The sequence below is a fragment of the Petrotoga mexicana DSM 14811 genome, from assembly GCF_002895565.1.
GTDB classification, from domain to species: Bacteria; Thermotogota; Thermotogae; order Petrotogales; family Petrotogaceae; genus Petrotoga; species Petrotoga mexicana.
The window spans coordinates 26,012-43,393 of record NZ_AZRN01000033.1; the positions used below are offsets into that span (position 1 = coordinate 26,012).

The 17,382-nt window shown below is 33.1% G+C and carries 15 protein-coding genes; 8 read left to right on the top strand and 7 right to left on the bottom strand.

Annotated elements, in window-relative coordinates; all coding sequences use genetic code 11:
* Position 1 precedes the first annotated feature (1 nt).
* Genes X927_RS07475 through X927_RS07485 form a run of 3 tightly spaced genes read right to left on the bottom strand, consistent with a single transcriptional unit; the run spans position 2 to position 3,752 of the window.
* A complete protein-coding gene (locus tag X927_RS07475; RefSeq protein WP_103077463.1) occupies positions 2-1,021 on the bottom strand; it encodes an alpha/beta hydrolase in 1,020 nt (339 codons plus the stop codon).
* Positions 1,022-1,060: 39 nt separating this feature from the next.
* On the bottom strand, positions 1,061-2,257 hold the full coding sequence (locus X927_RS07480; protein WP_103077464.1) for a TolB family protein: 1,197 nt from the start codon (positions 2,255-2,257) through the stop codon (positions 1,061-1,063).
* A 13-nt stretch (positions 2,258-2,270) separates the two neighbouring features.
* Positions 2,271-3,752 carry a B12-binding domain-containing radical SAM protein gene (locus X927_RS07485; protein ID WP_103077465.1) on the bottom strand — a complete coding sequence of 494 codons (1,482 nt, stop codon included), beginning with the start codon at positions 3,750-3,752 and terminating at the stop codon, positions 2,271-2,273.
* 187 nt (positions 3,753-3,939) lie between these two features.
* Between X927_RS07485 and X927_RS07490 the strand changes: the two genes are divergently transcribed.
* On the top strand, positions 3,940-5,250 hold the full coding sequence (locus X927_RS07490; RefSeq protein WP_103077466.1) for an alpha-amylase family glycosyl hydrolase: 1,311 nt from the start codon (positions 3,940-3,942) through the stop codon (positions 5,248-5,250).
* A gap of 2 nt (positions 5,251-5,252) precedes the next feature.
* On the opposite strand, the gene X927_RS07495 is transcribed toward X927_RS07490, so the two are convergent.
* On the bottom strand, positions 5,253-5,957 hold the full coding sequence (locus X927_RS07495; RefSeq protein WP_103077467.1) for a YjjG family noncanonical pyrimidine nucleotidase: 705 nt from the start codon (positions 5,955-5,957) through the stop codon (positions 5,253-5,255).
* 381 nt (positions 5,958-6,338) lie between these two features.
* Here X927_RS07495 and X927_RS07500 point away from each other — a divergent pair, with 381 nt between their 5' ends.
* From X927_RS07500 to X927_RS07520, 5 genes are all read left to right on the top strand, one after another.
* On the top strand, positions 6,339-7,631 hold the full coding sequence (locus X927_RS07500) for a YeeE/YedE family protein (protein WP_103077468.1): 1,293 nt from the start codon (positions 6,339-6,341) through the stop codon (positions 7,629-7,631).
* 87 nt (positions 7,632-7,718) lie between these two features.
* Positions 7,719-9,416, top strand: a complete 1,698-nt coding sequence (locus X927_RS07505; RefSeq protein ID WP_103077469.1) for an FAD-dependent oxidoreductase — start codon at positions 7,719-7,721, stop codon at positions 9,414-9,416.
* Positions 9,417-9,513: 97 nt separating this feature from the next.
* On the top strand, positions 9,514-10,302 hold the full coding sequence (locus tag X927_RS07510) for an ABC transporter permease (protein WP_103077470.1): 789 nt from the start codon (positions 9,514-9,516) through the stop codon (positions 10,300-10,302).
* 29 nt (positions 10,303-10,331) lie between these two features.
* Entirely contained in the window at positions 10,332-11,387 is a 1,056-nt protein-coding gene (locus tag X927_RS07515; RefSeq protein ID WP_211287839.1) for a taurine ABC transporter substrate-binding protein, read from the top strand.
* Between the two features lie 20 nt (positions 11,388-11,407).
* Positions 11,408-12,178, top strand: a complete 771-nt coding sequence (locus X927_RS07520) for an ABC transporter ATP-binding protein (protein WP_211286408.1) — start codon at positions 11,408-11,410, stop codon at positions 12,176-12,178.
* Between the two features lie 5 nt (positions 12,179-12,183).
* On the opposite strand, the gene X927_RS07525 is transcribed toward X927_RS07520, so the two are convergent.
* The 3 genes from X927_RS07525 to X927_RS07535 are packed head-to-tail and all read right to left on the bottom strand — an operon-like array spanning position 12,184 to position 15,061.
* Positions 12,184-12,540 carry a chorismate mutase gene (locus tag X927_RS07525; RefSeq protein WP_103077472.1) on the bottom strand — a complete coding sequence of 119 codons (357 nt, stop codon included), beginning with the start codon at positions 12,538-12,540 and terminating at the stop codon, positions 12,184-12,186.
* Between the two features lie 39 nt (positions 12,541-12,579).
* Entirely contained in the window at positions 12,580-14,682 is a 2,103-nt protein-coding gene (infB, locus tag X927_RS07530) for a translation initiation factor IF-2 (protein ID WP_103077473.1), read from the bottom strand.
* A gap of 16 nt (positions 14,683-14,698) precedes the next feature.
* Positions 14,699-15,061: a L7Ae/L30e/S12e/Gadd45 family ribosomal protein gene (locus X927_RS07535; protein WP_245855507.1), complete on the bottom strand. Its 363-nt coding sequence runs from the start codon at positions 15,059-15,061 to the stop codon at positions 14,699-14,701.
* A 171-nt stretch (positions 15,062-15,232) separates the two neighbouring features.
* On the opposite strand from X927_RS07535, the gene X927_RS07540 reads away from it, so the two are divergent.
* Positions 15,233-16,381 (top strand): pyridoxal-phosphate-dependent aminotransferase family protein, encoded by a 1,149-nt coding sequence (locus tag X927_RS07540; RefSeq protein WP_103077475.1) that lies wholly within the window; start codon positions 15,233-15,235, stop codon positions 16,379-16,381.
* A gap of 5 nt (positions 16,382-16,386) precedes the next feature.
* Positions 16,387-17,319, top strand: a complete 933-nt coding sequence (locus X927_RS07545; RefSeq protein ID WP_103077476.1) for a D-2-hydroxyacid dehydrogenase — start codon at positions 16,387-16,389, stop codon at positions 17,317-17,319.
* Positions 17,320-17,382 lie beyond the last annotated feature (63 nt).

Sequence of the window (17,382 nt, forward strand, 5' to 3'; positions counted from 1 at the left end):
TCTATACAGCTCTTCTATCTAATGTATCAACAGTCTCCGTATTTTGACATACTTTTTTAATAAAACTCACCGTTTTTTCAACAAACTTCTGGGTTAAAACATCTTTTAATTCCAATTCGAAAGAATGCTTCCCTTTCGGATGAATTAACAATGCAGAAGGAACACCACATTCTTTTATCTTCTGGTTTAACTTTATAGAAGTTGTTACCGGGACGGTAGCGTCTTTTTCCCCATGTGCTAACAATGTTGGAACCATTCTTTCAGATATATAATTTATAGGTGAATATAGCTTATATTCTTCAAATTTTGTTTTAGGGGTACCTTTCATTGTGGTTGTAACTGCAAACTGGGCAAAAAGCGAATCAACTTGCTTACTCCAGAGATCTAAAAGGTCTGATGGAGCGTACCAAGCTACAACTCCTTTTATGCCCTTCATCTTTTCAAAATGATTATAGTAAGAGTTATATGCTGCATAATAAAGGGACAACGTACCACCTGCTGACGTCCCCATCAACACGATATTTTCTTTGTCTAAACTGAGCTCTTCACTATGATCTTTTATATAATTTAGGGCATCGTTGTAATCTTCTATCAACTCTTCATACTTGTTAAAATAACCATACCTGTAATCTATTGCGACAACAGCAAATCCTCTACTAGCTAAAAACTTGCCCCATGCGGTAACGCTTGATAACTTCCTACTTCCTGTTATCCAACCTCCTCCATGAGCAAAAAAGAGTACAGGATACTTGCTTTTTATTTTAGAAGGATAATATACATCTAATTTCAAAGGTATCTTTTCCTTTTTATACTCTACAGTAATTGCATCAGTATAAGAACCTTTCTTAACTTCCAATGGAAGATTACCAAATACAGATTTCTTTATTGTTTTTACGTTTAATAGAATTATTAGAAAAAAAGTTATTAAAGCATTCCAGAAAAAGAGAAAAAACAAAAGAATAAATCCAAAGATTTTAGCAATTTTTTTATACTTATTCTTCTCAGAAACTTCTTCGTTCACGTTTTCGTTAATTATTCAAATCACTCCAATAGAGTTTTATTATCTATTAACCTTAATTTTTTCTCTGTTTATAACAAAAATATCTGATTCTGAATAATAATTAGTAAAAAAAACATATTTTTTGTCTGCAGAATACGTTGGATAGAAGCAGTCATTTGTCAACATGCTCGATAAATTTCTTTTTTCTCCATTATCGTATTCATATATACTGAAATAGGTTCCGTTAAACTCAGAGTACACAAGTAATTCTGAACCGTTAGACCAATTATCGGTTTGATTATTTGGTTGTGCTATTAACGGTGAAATACTGTTTTCTTCGTCAACAAAGTAAACATTCATACTCGCCGTTTGATGGTCAACACCGTAAAAACTAATTTTGTTACCATCCCACTTAGTGGGCCTAAATTTCAAAAGATCCTTTGATTCGGTTAATTTCTCAAGTTTATCGTAGTATAAGTCATAGATCCAAACTTCCGTCCATTGGCCAGTATCTTCATCCATAGTGAATAGAATCAATGTGTTGTCATAAAAATATGGTGAATAAGCATTCTTATCTGGCGGACTTATCCTTTGAATCTCCTTAGTTTCTAAATTATACAATACAATGTCCCATTTTCCAAACAATGTTGTTTGAAAAGTTAAATACTCATCGTTTGGGGAAATATCAGGAAAATATTCGGCAGAGTATTCCAATGGAATCTTCTCTTGTGTACCTTCTTTAAAGTCAAAAATATAAATTTCCCTATTTCCAATATATCTATCACTTACAAGATATAACTTATTATTTTGAAAAACTGGATATTCATCTACCCCTTCCCAAAAAGTGATCTGTAAAACATCCCAATTTTCTCCATACAGAAATCTTTGAATAGATAATGTCTCCAGAGTCTTTACCGCAAATTTTTCTACCCAATCAGCAGTTTCACCAGATTCTTCTGAATAAGAAAAGCCCCCACCATCAAAGTAACCAAAAGCAATTGTGATATTTTCCTTGGTATTTGTAAATATGTTCATTGTCACATCATAATCACTGATATTTATTGAGTTAGACATCGCATCTTTTATTTTTATATTGTACATATAACTTCCAATATTTTTTATTTTTTCTGCAATTTGATTTGTTATCCACGTATTATCGTTTAAATTTATAATCATATTATCTTTGGATAGATTTGCAGAAAAAGATCCCAACGCAATGGAAATAAATGCAAAAACCAAAATTATTTTTTTTATCATCTATTTTCTCACCTTATAAATTTTCTGCAATTTTTCTGAAATGGTAACCGTAAATTGAAAGAGAAATCATCTTTGGTAACGCTTTAGGTTTCTTAAACAAACTCCAAAAAAGAGTTCCCCAATATTGCTTTCTTTCTTTACCAACAATTCCTAAAATAATGATGGATTTAATAAAAGCGTTTATTTCTTGGAAACCTATCTTAGCTTTTGAGAATCCCGGTACTTTATAATTAACCAAAAATTTTTTCAAACGATCATAATAGTTTTCGGGCTGATAAAGCTTAGCAACCAGATTTTTGTAATTTTTGACTAAAAATTCTAAGTTCATCTTTGGAATAATGTTCGTATTGATATCTACATTGTTTCCACTTATTTCTCCCCGTAACCTATTTTCCTTGAGTAATCTTAAATATAATTCACTTCCTCTGGGGGCGTTTAAAATACCAACCATTGCCGTAACTATACCATTTTTTTGTATAAAATCGAATTGCCTATCGAAAATTGTAGGTTTATCGCTATCAAAACCGACAATAAAGCCTCCCTGAATTTCAAAACCAAAACTTTGAATTTTTTTGATAGACTCTTCAAGATCTTGTTTGATATTTTGATACTTGTTAGCTTCTCTTAAACTATCCGGATCAGGGGTTTCTAAACCAATAAAAACTCTGTCAAAGCCTGCTTTGAACATCAGATCCATGAGTTCATCATCATTAGAATAATCTATAGAAACTTCGGTATAGAAAGAAAAAGGGTAATCATGAGTTTCTTGCCACTGTATTACTGCGGGTAATATTTCTTTTTTTAACTTTGATTTATTTGAGATAAAATTATCATCTACAAAGAAAACGGAATGCCTCCAACCTGCATCGTACAAAGATTGAAGTTCTCGGATCAATTGTACGCTTGTCTTAGTTCTGGGTTTTCTACCATTCAAGGCCGCAATATCGCAAAATTCACAATTATATGGGCATCCTCTAGAATACTGGATGCTCATGGACCCATACCATTTGAGATTTAACAGATCCCACCTGGGAGCAGGTGTAGTTTCGATATTACAAAAATTTGGTTTCGCATAATATCTTTTTAATTTATTATTTTTGATATCTTCCACCAGCTCATCCATCAGTTCTTCTGCTTCTCCAAGAACAAAATGGTCCACAGTATTTTGAAATGTATCGGGTTCCATTGTAAAAAGAGGGCCACCAGCGACTATAGGTTTACCATAGTCGTTACATTGTTTGATTACCTTTATCGCAGACTCTCTTTGAACAGCCATGGCACTTATAAAAACATAATCTGAATTCAGTATATCCTCTTTTTTTAATTTTTCGCAATTCATATCCACCAACCTAACGTTCCATTCTTTTGGTAGATAAGAAGCTATTGTAATCAAACCCAAAGGTGGCAAAGCAGCGCGTTTGGAAACAAATTTCAGCGCGTGTTTAAAGCTCCAAAATGTTTCGGGATAAGCAGGATAAACTAAAAGTATGTCCATAGTTACCCCTCCTTATGAGTCTTTTACTGCTATCAGTCTGATGAGCTCTTTCTTATCAATTTAATTATACCACACTTTTTCATTTTAAATTTTAAAAGTGAAAAAAGTGAATATCTTTAGGAAACGTTTTCATTTTTTTAAAAAAAGAATGATAGAATAACTCTAAGTAAACTATGGGAGGAATTTTATGTTTTTAGGATACCACATTCTAATAAAATTTTTTAAAAATGGAGAATTAACAAACGATTTCCCAAGAGGGAGTTATCGCTATTACGAGAAAAATGCAATAGATGGAGATCTCCAAGGTGTCATTCAAGAATTAGACTATTTAAAAGAGCTTGGGATAGATTTGATATATCTTGGACCCATTTTTAAGAGTAAAACTACCCATGGATACGATATTACCAATTATTTTTCTATTTCAGAAAATATAAGTTCCAATTCCGAAGAAGAAGCTAAAGTTATCTTTACAAAGCTTATTGAAGATGCTCATAAAAGAGGAATAAAGGTTATTATAGATCTAGTACTTAACCATGCCTCAAAGGAGTTTGATTTTAATTCCGTCCCTAAAGATTTGACTGTTAAAACTGAATCTCCCCGTTCACCCCAAGAAGAAAGATGGCAAAGATCCTTTTTGTTCTGGAATCTAGATGACGAAGATACAAGAGAATTTTTAATAAGGGTTGGGGAATATTGGTTAAAAAACTATGAAATAGATGGATTTAGGTTGGATCATGCTTTGGGCTTGCCATTATCCTTTTTAGAAGAATTTGCTACAAGGATGAAAAAAATAAAAAAAGATGTGGTAATTTTAGGTGAAGTATGGGAAGACGAAGGAGATAAGTTAAAAAATTTTAATCTTCTCAAAAAGTTCAAAGGGAATGATGCTCAACGTTTTACCAGTATGTTTGATTTTGCTACATACGATACTTTTAAAGAAGTTTTAGGAAAGAAAAATGGATCATTATTACAATTATACAACCAAATAGTATTATCAAACCAATTAAATGAAAAGGAATTTCAGCTAACTTATTTTATAGAAAATCACGATCTTCCAAGGTTCATAGATATATGCCAAGAATTAGAGACATTTTACATCGCACTTGGATTATTAATGGCTCTTACTGGAAATGTTATGCTAGAATATGGTAATGAGATAGCTTTAAAAGGGGACGAGACAATTCATAATTTTCATGAAAGTGGAAGAGTTGCAATGAAATTCAAAGAAGATTGGTCAAATTTAGAAAAAGAAACCTTCAATTACTGTAAAAATCTCATTAATTTAAGGAAAGTTCACCCCTCTCTTTCATCAGGGAGTTACGAGCTAATTACTTCAGAAGAAAATTTACTAATATTTAAAAAGAAAGCAGCATGTGATGAGATAAAAGTAGTAATTTATACTGGAGAACAAGCATATCAATTAGATAAAGAATATTTTGACCTCATTAAAAATACCAAAGTTTTTACATTAAAAAAAGGCATTTATTACCTCGAATAAATTTAAAGTAAACTTTTCAGCTCTGTAAGCTTGGATATACTCATAACATTCTTTTCTTGGGTTACAAGAGTTTCTTCATGATTTTTAAACCAAATGGCGCCAATTCCGCATTTCATTGCTGGTAAGATGTCATTTTCAAGATCATCGCCAACATAAACAATTTCATCTTTAGATTTCTTAGACATTAAAATCGCATAATTAAAAATCTTTTCATCAGGTTTAGGAAAGCCGACATCTTCAGAACTAACTAAAATACTAAAATAATCATATATTCCCGAACTTTTCATTTTAACAATTTGAGTGTCTCTAAAGCCGTTTGTCAAAATTCCCAATTCATACTTATCTTTTAAATACTCCAAAGCTTCCACTGCACCATCGACGAGGAGTTTTTGTTTTGATAAAATATTTAGGTAAGAATTATTCATCTCTTCTATCAAATCCTCTCTATGCTTTATTTTTAAAGCATTTAAAGTAATTTCAAAACGAAGAAGTTTTAATTCTTGTTGGCCTATTTCTTTTTTCCTATACATTTCCCATAGTTGTTTATTTATTTTTTTGTAAGATTCCACAAACTTATCCAAAGATGTTCCTCGAAAAACGTGACCGTACTTTTGATAGACCAACTTCAATGCTTCTTGTGAATTACTTTCAAAATCCCACAGGGTGTGATCTAAATCAAAGTAGATCATCTTTACTTGGTCTTTCAAATATTTCACCTCTATTCTTCAACTAGATAAAATTGCTGAAAAAAATCTCTTTTTTAATTATAACATTAAACCTTTTTTATTCAAAACTTATGAAATAACCTTTATTTAATCTTTCTTTATTAAAAAGCTGACAAAGTTAATTTAATTTTTACTTTTTTTTGTTAGTATAATGTTGGATTTCAATTAGTGATAGAAATAACAAATCTAATATTTAATTTTTTTCATATTTAAAAGTGTTATTTGATCTTTTAGTTTATTTCGTGAACTATTTCACAAAAAAGGGGGTGAAGTTTAAATATTCAACTAAGGTTTTGGTAAAACCCATCTTTTAGTAATTCAAAACTTTTGTTTTAAAAATGCCTTTAGACGGGAGGAAAAAGTATGACTAAAACAGTAGAAAAGGTTCTTGGTTTGTTAAGTTTTGCACTAATTCTCATCCTCGGAAACGCACTTTTAGCAACAGATATGCTTTTTTTTAGACTTTTGATAGGAGTAGGTTTTGGATACACCTTAGCTAGAGCTTATACAGGGTTTGCCGGAAGTGTCAATAGAGCTTATAGAACCGGATCTACTCAACTCATGCGTGCAATGATTTTCATGTTTTTTATAACCTCTTTGATGATCATGGGATTTTTGTTTAATTCAGATCCAACTAATTACAGCCTTTGGATAAGTCCAATTAATTTTGGTTTACTGCTGGGAGCCTTTCTTTTTGGTTTTGGTATGTCCCTGTCCGTTTGTTGTGCTACAGGTGTGCTTACCGATTTAACTATGGGATTTACAAGGGCTTTGATAACATTAATATTTTTTGGAATAGGTGTTTTTCTAGGATTTCCTATTCAAAGAACGGCTGGATGGGTTACCAATTCCTGGATTACATCTCCAACTGGAGCTAAGTTCAATGGAGGTGTTTTTCTACCAGATTTATTCAAATGGGACGGTTTTCAAGGTTATTTGGGAGCTATCTTATTGTTAGCAATATTTTCCTCCATAGTAATTTTTACATCTTACCAATATGAAAAAAAGAGAAGGAAGGAAAAAACTTATTTTGGAGTTCCTTCGGAAAAGGAACAAGAAAGCAGAAAAAAATTAGATCTTTCTAATTTCAAATTTTTTAGTCAAGACACTTATAATCATATATTTGTGAAACCTTGGACTTTAACTGAAGGTGCAGTAATTTTAAGCATACTTTTTGTCCTGTTGTTTGGAGTTACAAAGGCAGGTTGGGGAGCTTCCACTCCACATGGGGTGCTAATAGGCAAAGTACTAATGGTTTTTGGTGTTTCTGGAGAAGCTCTTGCTGAGTTTACAAAAATGCCTGCTGCTACCTTTGCTACACCTTTTTTTCAAAATCCATCGTTAGTTCAAAACTTTGGAATAGTAGTAGGAGCGCTAACTTATCTTCTATCAGCAGGTAAATTTGTTGAGTCTTTTAAATCAGAGTTGCGTGTAACTGGAAAAGAAGCCCTTTTATACTCATTGGGCGGTATTTTGATGGGATTTGGAACTCGTTTTGCTAATGGTTGTAACGTTGGAGCATTATACAGCCCTATAGCCGAATTTTCATTATCTGGTTGGATATTTTTAGCTTTCATGGTTTTAGGTGCTGTGGTTAGCAACAAGATATTTTATAAGATACCATCAAAAACAGATTTTAAAGTGAATAAGGATTAATACTATAGGAGTTAAAAACTTCTTAAAAAACATAAGATCCATTGCTACTATAACTTTTATTTTGTCAAACTAAAGGAGGACTTTAAAATGGGTAAACGAATACTTATAGTTGGAGGAGTTGCAGGAGGTGCCTCTGTAGCAGCAAGAGCAAGAAGGCTTGATGAATCTGCAGAAATAATAATGTTTGAAAGGGGACCTCATGTTTCTTTCTCCAATTGCGCCTTACCATTTCACTTAAGTGGTATGGTAGAAAATAGTGATGATTTGGTTTTGATGACACCAGAGCAATTTAAAAAACAGTATAACATTGAAGCAAGGGTTAACAGTGAAGTTATTAAAATTATAAGGGATCAAAAGAAAGTCATTGTTAGAAATACACAAACGGGAGAAGAATACGAAGAACATTATGACAAATTGGTTCTTTCTCCAGGCGCCAAACCTGTTCTTCCAAAAAGTATTGAAGGAATAGACAGAGCAAATGTATTTACAGTCAGAAACGTGGTAGATATAGTTAAAATTAAAGACTACATAGAAAAAAATAATATAAAAGATGTCGCAGTAGTTGGAGGAGGTTATATTGGAATTGAAGTTGCAGAAAACCTTAAATTAGCGGGTTACAACGTTAATTTGATAGAAGCTTTAGACCAAGTGATGCAACCTTTTGACTATGATATGGTTCAGATCTTACATAAAGAGTTATACGATAACGGTGTAAACCTTATTTTAAGTGATTCTGTAACTAAAATCTTTGATGATTATGTAGAATTAAAATCTGGTAAAAAAGTAAATGCTAGAGCTGTTATAATGGCTGTAGGAGTATCCCCTGAAACATCTTTAGCAAAAGAGGCCGGTTTGGAAATAGGTGAAACAGGTGGGATTAAAGTAGATCATAACTACAGAACAAGCGATGATGATATTTATGCTGTCGGAGATGCTATAGAAACTTATTGTGCTTTATCGTGTAAACCCTTAAGACTACCTCTTGCTGGTCCTGCTCAAAGACAAGCAAGGGCCGCAGCAGATCACATTTATAATATACCTCATATAAATAAAGGTACGATTGGATCATCGACCGTGAAAGTTTTTAATTTAAATGCGGCTGCCACAGGGCTCAATGAAAAAAAAGCTAAAGCCAATGGTATTCCTTACGACTTTGTTTATATCATTCCTCAGGATAAAGTTGGCTTAATGCCGAATAGTTATCAGCTACATTTAAAGTTGATATACGAAGTTCCTACGGGAAGAATACTGGGAGCACAAGCGATTAGCAAAGGTGATGCTGTTAAACGAATCGATGTGATAGCCACACTAATTCGTATGAATGGGACATTAGAAGACTTAAAAGAATTAGAACTATGTTATGCACCTTTGTTTTCCACTCCAAAAGATCCAGTTAATCATGCTGCACTAGTTGGTTTAAATCTATTACATGGTAGATTCAGACAAGTCCCTGTGACTAAAGTTAGAGAACTTGTGGAAAATGGTGCTTTCATCATCGACTGTCGTGAAAAAGATGAATACGAAAAAGGGCATCTCAAAACCGCTGTTAATATACCGTTGAGTGAACTCAGGGATAGACTAAATGAAATACCTAAAGATCGCCCAGTTTATGTTCATTGCCGTTCTTCTCAAAGAAGTTATAATGCGGTTATGGCCCTTCAAGGAAGAGGTTTCAATAATGTCTTTAATATTTCTGGTTCATTCTTGGGTATATGTTATTATGAATATTATTTAGACCAAATCACTGGTAGAGAAAAGATAGTTACCGCTTATAACTTTGATTGATTTATGTTTAGATCAAAAGTATGATATATTTTATAGGCCATCAAGATAATTGATGGCCTTTTATCTAAAATCTTTCTAAAGAGAAGGAATTGTTTGTATGAATAATAATGAATCAAACAAAAAAAACAATCACATTTTATTAACAGTATTTACGTGGTTAACGATATTTTTAACCTGGTATATTGTTACAAAACTAGAAATATTCACTCCAACTTTGCTACCTTCACCCGAAAGAGTCTGGTCAGCATTTTTAAGTTTAGCTAGAGATGGATACAACAATATTCCCTTATGGGTGCATATAGGAACAAGTTTCAAAAGATTGTTCGTTTCTTTAGCCTTTGCTATAATATTTGCTTTACCTATAGGACTTCTAAGTGGTTATTTTAAAAAAGTGGAAGCAATCATAGATTCTATCGTAGAATTTTATAGGCCCTTACCACCTTTAGCTTATTACACGATTCTTATTTTATGGTTTGGTATAGGAGATTTATCAAAAGAAGTTTTACTTTTTTTAGCCGCCTTTGCTCCTATATACATAGCGTGTGTTTCCGCTGTGAGAGGAATAAACCAAGATTATATATTGAGTGCAAGATCCTTGGGAGCAGATCAAATGAATGTGTTTTTTAAAATTGTGTTACCTGCATGTCTACCAGAAATATTTACTGGGATTAGAACTTCTTTTGGTGTTGCATACACAACTCTTGTTTCTTCTGAAATGGTTGCAGCTACATCGGGTATCGGCTGGATGGTAATTGACGCTTCTAACTATTTAAAAAGCGATGTTATATTCGTAGGTATTTTTATAATGGGAATCAGTGGTGTTTTGATAGATTACGGATTACGATCTTTAGAAAGAAAATTAATTTTCTGGAAAGGTAAGGTTTAAAAGTTGGTTTCTTCTTTAAAGGAGGTGTTATGGCATATATGAAAAGTAAATTAGTGAAATCTTTATTATTTTTTGTTTTAATTACATTGATAACTCTTATCTTTACAAGTTGTAATAAGGGTCAGCAAGATTTACCCAAGGAGATTAACATTGGAATCTTAAGGGTACCTAACGATGAAACAATTGCTATTGAACAAGGGCTATTTGATAAATACTTTTCTGATAAAGGTATCCAATGTAATTTTATAGTTTTTGATTCTGGAGTAGAGGCCAATCAAGCTTTTGCCTCAGGAAGTATAGATTTTGCTACTATGGGGAACATAAATTCTATCATTGCTTTTGTTAGAAACCTTGATGTAGAGTTAATTTGGATACACGAAGTCTTAGGTGATATAGAGGCTTTGGTCGTTAGAGAGAACGATGAAATAAACAGTATAAACGATCTTGTTGGTAAAAAGATAGCAACTCCTTTTGCTTCCACTAGTCATTATATTTTATTGAATATTCTCAAAGAAGCTGGAATAGAAGAAAAAGTTCAACTCCTAGATATGAAAACAACCGAGATAGTTGCTGCCTGGTCAAGAGGCGATATAGACGCTGCCTATACTTGGCAACCTTCTTTAGGTGAACTTATAGAAAATGGTGGAAGAGTTTTAATTTCCAGTGAGGATATGTTAGAAAGGGGCTATATTACAGCAAATGTTGCTTTAGTAAGTAAAAACTTTTCAGAAAAGTACCCTGATTTAGTTGTATCTTTTATAGACTGTTTGGCTGAAGCAAACGACATATATTTAAATGATCCAGAACGTGCCGCTGAGATAGTTTCAAGAAATTTAGGAATATCTCCTGAAACTGCTTTAATCCAAATGCAAGGTTCAATTTGGCTCACAAGAGAAGAAATGATCAGTCAAAAATATATGGGCACAAGTGAAAAACCAGGGAATTTTGTAAGAGTTATGAAAGATACATCGGATTTTTTAAAAGCTCAGGGTTTTATCGAAAATTCACCAAGCTTAGAAGAATTTAGCGAATATATTAATCCTTATTACATTGAAAAATCCTTGGAAAAGGATGATGAGATATAGACAATCTTTATAAAGAAACTTTGATAAAAATTGAAAATTTGAGTGTCAATTACGAAACAAAAACCGGTTTAATAGAAGCATTGAAAGGTGTTAATTTAGAATTAAAAAAAGGTGAGTTTCTTTGTATTTTAGGGCCCTCCGGTTGCGGAAAAAGTACTTTGCTAAGAGTAATAGCAGGTTTCATCCCATTAACTTCTGGAAAATGTTTGATGCATGAAAACCCTATAGAAGGGCCAGACTGGCATAGAGGAGTTGTATTTCAGTCCCCTACACTCTATCCATGGTTGACTGTTAAAGGGAACATAGAGTTTGGACCAAAAAGTAGGGGTGTACCAAAAGATAAAATCGAAGAAATTTCAAAATTCTTTATTCAAGAAGTTGATCTTACTGGTTTTGAAGAAAAATACCCTTTTGAACTTTCGGGAGGTATGAAACAGCGAGTAGCTCTTGCAAGAGTTTTAGCAAATTATCCTGAAGTTATCTTAATGGATGAACCTTTCGGATCTTTAGACGCATTTACTAGAAGCAACATGCAAAATTTGATTCGAAATATTTGGTTAGAAAATAAGTGTAGTATATTTTTCATAACCCATGACGTAGACGAAGCTTTAATGCTAGGTACAAAAGTTTTAGTTATGTCTCCCAGGCCTGGAAAAATAATAAAAGAATTCACCTTAGATTTTACTAACAAGTTGCTAACTCAAAAAGCAAAATATATACTTCATTCAGACGAATATTTTAATACAAAAAGCGAAATTTTAGATTTAATAAATTCTCAAAGTGAAATATAAAAAGATTATTCTTTTTTTGTTCTTAAGTTCTTTGCCTCATGTAAGTATACAAAATTTTGGGTGCTGCTTTCACAAATAATCAGCACCCTTATTATTTTTTTTCGAGAATCGTTAAATGAAGCTTCTTCTAAACTCATAAAAGGAACGTTATTCAGATCTAATTTCTCACGTAAAATGGTAGCAGGATTGAGACTTTTGATGTCAGGTGTTACAGAAAATATCACCGATATTATACGTGATATATCATTTTTATTCATTATTTCATTCCATAGCTCTATAACATTTTCAGTTACTTTCATTGGATGATCTTCAGTTAAAGAAGTTGCTCCCCTAATTCCAACTACCTTATATTCAGAACCCATATTATCATATCCCCCATTTACTTTTATCAAAACACCTAATTATTTAGTTTTTTGTTCCAAATCCAATTCTCGTTTAACAAATACATGTTTATAAAATTCTAATTCATCACCTTTAGTGAAATCTTCGAAATTTTCAAATTGAATTCCACATTCTTTAGGTGCTTCAATGGATTTAACTTCATCTTTATAATGTTTCAAACTCTTAATTTTCACATCGGCAACTAAACCACCATTTCTATAGATTCTAACTCCGCCATCCCTTTGAACGTAACCTTCATTTACTTGAACACCAGCAATTTTTCCTACACCTTTTATCTTGAACTCTTCTTTAATTACACCATTTCCAGTGAGCTCTTCCTTTTGAATAGGCTCTAACATACCTTCTAAAGCTTTCTTGATATCATCAATCAAGTCAAATATAATATTATACCTTCTAACTTCTATTCCTTCAGCTTCTGCCATCTTTAATGCCTTTGAATCAGCTTTTACTCTAAAGCCCAGAACAATTGCATCTGAAGCGGAAGCTAACATTATATCGCTTGTGCTTACCGGTCCTATCCCAGCGTGTATAATTTCTATATTTATTTCTGGATTTTCGAACTTTTGAATAGCATTCTTTAAAGCCTCTATTTCTCCATAAGTATTGGCTTTTAATAGAATATTTAATTTCTTTTTTTCTTCTTCTTCCATTTTTTGCATAATATCTTCAAGCCTCATGTGTCTTTTAGCTGGACCTTTACTTTTTTCTTCTTCTTTTTCTTTGATTTTTTCTGCTAATGCTCGAGCTTCTTCTTTTGAATCAACCACATACATAATAGAATGTGTGTTCGGAACATCATTAAAACCTAAAACTTGTACAGGAGTGGAAGGAACGGCTCTTTTTAAACTTTCTCCTCTGTCATTTATCATTCTTCTGACCCTACCATAAGTAGAACCTGAAATAAAGTCATCTCCAACTTTCAATATCCCATCTTTAACTATAACCGTTCCCAAAGGCCCCATAGCCTTATCAACCCGACTTTCTATTATCACTGCTCTAGCATTTCCTTCAGGGATACATCTTATCTCCTGCATTTCAGCTACTAGAATTATCATTTCCAATAACTCATCGATTCCTTTACCTGTTTTTGCAGAAATTGGAATAGTTATAGTATTTCCACCCCAATCTTCTGGAATAAGATTGAGTTTAGATACCATCTGTTGTTTTGTTAATTCAATGTTGGCATTAGGTTTGTCAATTTTATTTATCGCCACTATTATAGGAACGTTGGCACTTTTTGCATGATTATAAGCCTCTATTGTTTGAGGCATCACCCCATCATCTGCCGCAATGATAAGAACAACTATATCCGTAACTTGAGCTCCTCTGGCTCTCATTTCTGTAAATGCTTCATGACCAGGGGTATCGATAAAAGTAATCTTTTGATCGTTATACTCTATCTGGTAAGCACCTATAGATTGAGTAATACCGCCTTCTTCTTTATCAGCAACATGGGTATTTCTAATTTTATCTAATAGAGTCGTTTTCCCATGATCAACGTGTCCCATAATAGTGACAACCGGTGGACGTGGAGCCAATTTGTCTTTCTCTTTTTCATAAATATCGTTCCACTTTTTGGTAAGTATGGTTTCTATATCTTCCTCTTTTCCTTCTTCTGGTTCCTTTTTTTCAATTTCAAAATTCAATATAACATTATAATTCATTGCAATCTCTTCTGCCATGGTTTTATCTAGTTTCTGACCTGGCCTTAATACTATACCTTTCATAAACATATCTTTTATAATATCGTTTTGTTCTAATTCGAGGCGTTTCGCTAAAATATCAAGCGTTATTTCTTGCGTAGTTATAGTGACTTCTCTTACGGGCTTTTCTTCGACAGGTTCTTCTTCTAATTTTTCCTTGACTTTTATTTTTTCTGGAGTCTTTTTCTTTTCTTTTGGCGGTTCTTTTTGCTTTTTTACTTCCTTTTTAGCTTGCCTTTCTTCCTCAATAAGATCCTTAATAGCTTGCACCGTTTCCTCTTCTATAGTGCTCATATGACTTTTGACAGAGATATTTAATTCCTTTTCCAAAAATTCCATTAATTCTTTAGAGTTCATTCCTAACTCCTTCGCGACTTCGTATATTCGGGTCTTCGACACTTATAAACCACCTCCATTATTGGAACGTCTTCAATATTCCTTCGATAATATTTTCATCTGTAATTCCGACGACGCTTATATTTTGTTTACCAAGAGCCTTAGCTAAAATTGACTTTGGGGAGTTCAATTCTATATAAGGTACATCGAAAATTTGACAATGTTTGATTACATCTAATTTCACTCTTGAACCAGTATCCCTTGGAATAAGTATTACTTTTTTCTTCTGAAATGAACGAATATAATTCCTCACCCCTTGTTTACCATAAACTATCTTATTGGCTTTAGCAGCAAACCCCATATAGCTCAAGATCTTTTGTTCCCTTAAGGAATACTCATTCCCCATGTTGTTTTCTGATCCCCTTTTTCGTGCAACCTTCATTCCTTTTTTATTATAACATTTTATTGCTGTGATTCAAAATATTTTTTCATTACATTTTAAGAAAATACCTTAAAAACTCAAAAAAGGATAAAAAAGATCCATATTGATATTTAAAAAGTATGGTAAAATTACTATAAGAAAACTTTCACAATTCTTAGAGGAGGGATATACGTGGCAAAGTTAATAAGAAAGAACTATCTCATGGCTCCAGGGCCAACCCCTGTTCCAATCGATCTTTTATTGGAAGGTGCAAAGGATACCATCCATCATAGGACACCACAATATTTGGATATTCAAAACAAAGCTTTAGAAAATCTCAAATATCTCTTTCAAACGAAGAATAACGTATACACCTTAGCTGCGTCCGGAACAGGAGCAATGGAAGCCGCAGTTGCTAACCTCGTTTCACCTGGAGATACGGCTATTGCCGTAAATGGGGGAAAATTTGGAGAAAGATGGTGCGAATTATGTAAAGCTTACGGCACTAATTTAGTAGAAATCGATATCGAATGGGGAAAATATGTTCGAGTAGAACAAATCAAAAAAGAACTAGAAAAACATCCAGAAACAAGAGCTGTTTTCACTACCTTAAGCGAAACTTCTACAGGGGTTGTACATCCCATCAAAGAAATAGCTGAGATTGTAAAAGAAACCAATGCAGTTTTAGTTGTTGATGCTATTTCTGGAATGCTGGCCGAACCTTTAAAAATGGATGAATGGAACATTGATGTTGTAGTTTCTGGAGTTCAAAAAGGATTTATGATGCCTCCTGGCGTAGCAATAATAGCTTTAAGTGAGAAAGCAATGGAGATTGTTGAAAATTCTAACAGCCATAGATATTACTTTGACTTAAGAGCATATAAAAAGAGCTTCCCAGATTCCCCTTACACTCCTCCTGTTAACCTCGTTTACCAATTATTAAAATCAACTGACATGCTAAAAGAAGAAACAATTGAAAATGTTTGGGAAAGACACAGAATCTTAGCTGAAGCAACAAGGGCTGCTACAAAAGCTATGAACTTAGAACTTTTTGCAGAAAGACCCGGAAACGTCCTCACTGCAATAAAAGTACCACAGAATGTTGACGGTAAAGGTATAGTTAAATTTTTGAGAGATGAATGGGGAGTAACCTTTGCTGGTGGTCAGTCACAGCTAAAAGGAAAAATAATAAGAATTGCCCATCTTGGTTACATGTCAAAATTTGATGTTATTGTTGCGGTAAGTGCCTTGGAAATGGCTTTTAACAAATTTGGTTTTGAGATTGAACTAGGTAAAGGTGTAAAAGCTGCTGAAGAAGTTTTTATGAAAGAGGGGGTTTAAAAAAGATGAAAATTCATATAAACGACCCTTTAGATGAAAATGCTTTAAAAAAGTTACAAAAGGAATTACCTAATGTTGAAATTACTTCGGAACATCTCGAAAAAGACGTTCTCAAAGATAAGATTAAAGAAATTGACGTATTGATTGTAAGAAGTGCAACTAAGGTGACGAGAGAAATATTAGAACATGCAGATAAGTTAAAGATCATAGGTAGAGCGGGCATGGGATTAGATAATATAGATGTCGATACTGCTAAATCGAAAGGAATAACCGTCTTAAATACGCCGGGGCAGAATTCTTTATCCGTTGCAGAATTGGTTATAGGGATGGTTTTAGATATTTATCGACATATTACAAGAGGAACGATCGGTCTAAAAAATGAACAATGGGAGAAAAAACAACTAAAAGGATTGGAGTTGTCCCAAAAAACCTTTGGTATCATCGGCTTTGGCTATGTAGGAAAAAATTTGGCAAAATTACTAAAAGGTTTCCAAACCAATACTCTGGTGTTTGATGTTGTTAATATAAGTACTGATGAGCTAAAGCATTATAACGTTAGACAGGTATCTTTAGAAGAATTACTCCAAAATTCTGATGTTATTTCTTTACATATTCCAAAAAACGAAAAAACTTATCATTTTATAAGTGAACCCCAAATCCAAATGATGAAAGATGGTGCAGTAATAATTAATGCTGCAAGAGGAGGTGTCCTCGACGAGAATGCTGTGCTGAAATATCTGAAAAATGGTAAGCTCCTTGGAGTAGGATTGGACGTTTTCGAAGAAGAACCTCCAAAGGGTGATCTCTACAAGGAACTTTTTGCTTTACCAAACGTTGTAGCCACACCCCATATAGGTGCTTCCACAAAAGAAGCCCAAGAACGAGTTGGAATAAATATAGTAGACAGAGTGGTAGAAGAAATTAGGAAACTGAACTAATTCAATGTAGTTATATTTTCTTAAATCAATTTTTAAATTTAATTGTGTAGATTTATGGTATAA

Coding starts and splice junctions, on each gene's coding strand:
- X927_RS07480 (WP_103077464.1), bottom strand. CDS start 2,257: ATGATAAAAAAAATAATTTTGGTTTTTGCATTTATTTCCATTGCGTTG.
- X927_RS07485 (WP_103077465.1), bottom strand. CDS start 3,752: ATGGACATACTTTTAGTTTATCCTGCTTATCCCGAAACATTTTGGAGC.
- X927_RS07490 (WP_103077466.1), top strand. CDS start 3,940: ATGTTTTTAGGATACCACATTCTAATAAAATTTTTTAAAAATGGAGAA.
- X927_RS07500 (WP_103077468.1), top strand. CDS start 6,339: ATGACTAAAACAGTAGAAAAGGTTCTTGGTTTGTTAAGTTTTGCACTA.
- X927_RS07505 (WP_103077469.1), top strand. CDS start 7,719: ATGGGTAAACGAATACTTATAGTTGGAGGAGTTGCAGGAGGTGCCTCT.
- X927_RS07510 (WP_103077470.1), top strand. CDS start 9,514: ATGAATAATAATGAATCAAACAAAAAAAACAATCACATTTTATTAACA.
- X927_RS07515 (WP_211287839.1), top strand. CDS start 10,332: ATGGCATATATGAAAAGTAAATTAGTGAAATCTTTATTATTTTTTGTT.
- X927_RS07525 (WP_103077472.1), bottom strand. CDS start 12,540: ATGGGTTCTGAATATAAGGTAGTTGGAATTAGGGGAGCAACTTCTTTA.
- X927_RS07535 (WP_245855507.1), bottom strand. CDS start 15,061: ATGAAGGTTGCACGAAAAAGGGGATCAGAAAACAACATGGGGAATGAG.
- X927_RS07545 (WP_103077476.1), top strand. CDS start 16,387: ATGAAAATTCATATAAACGACCCTTTAGATGAAAATGCTTTAAAAAAG.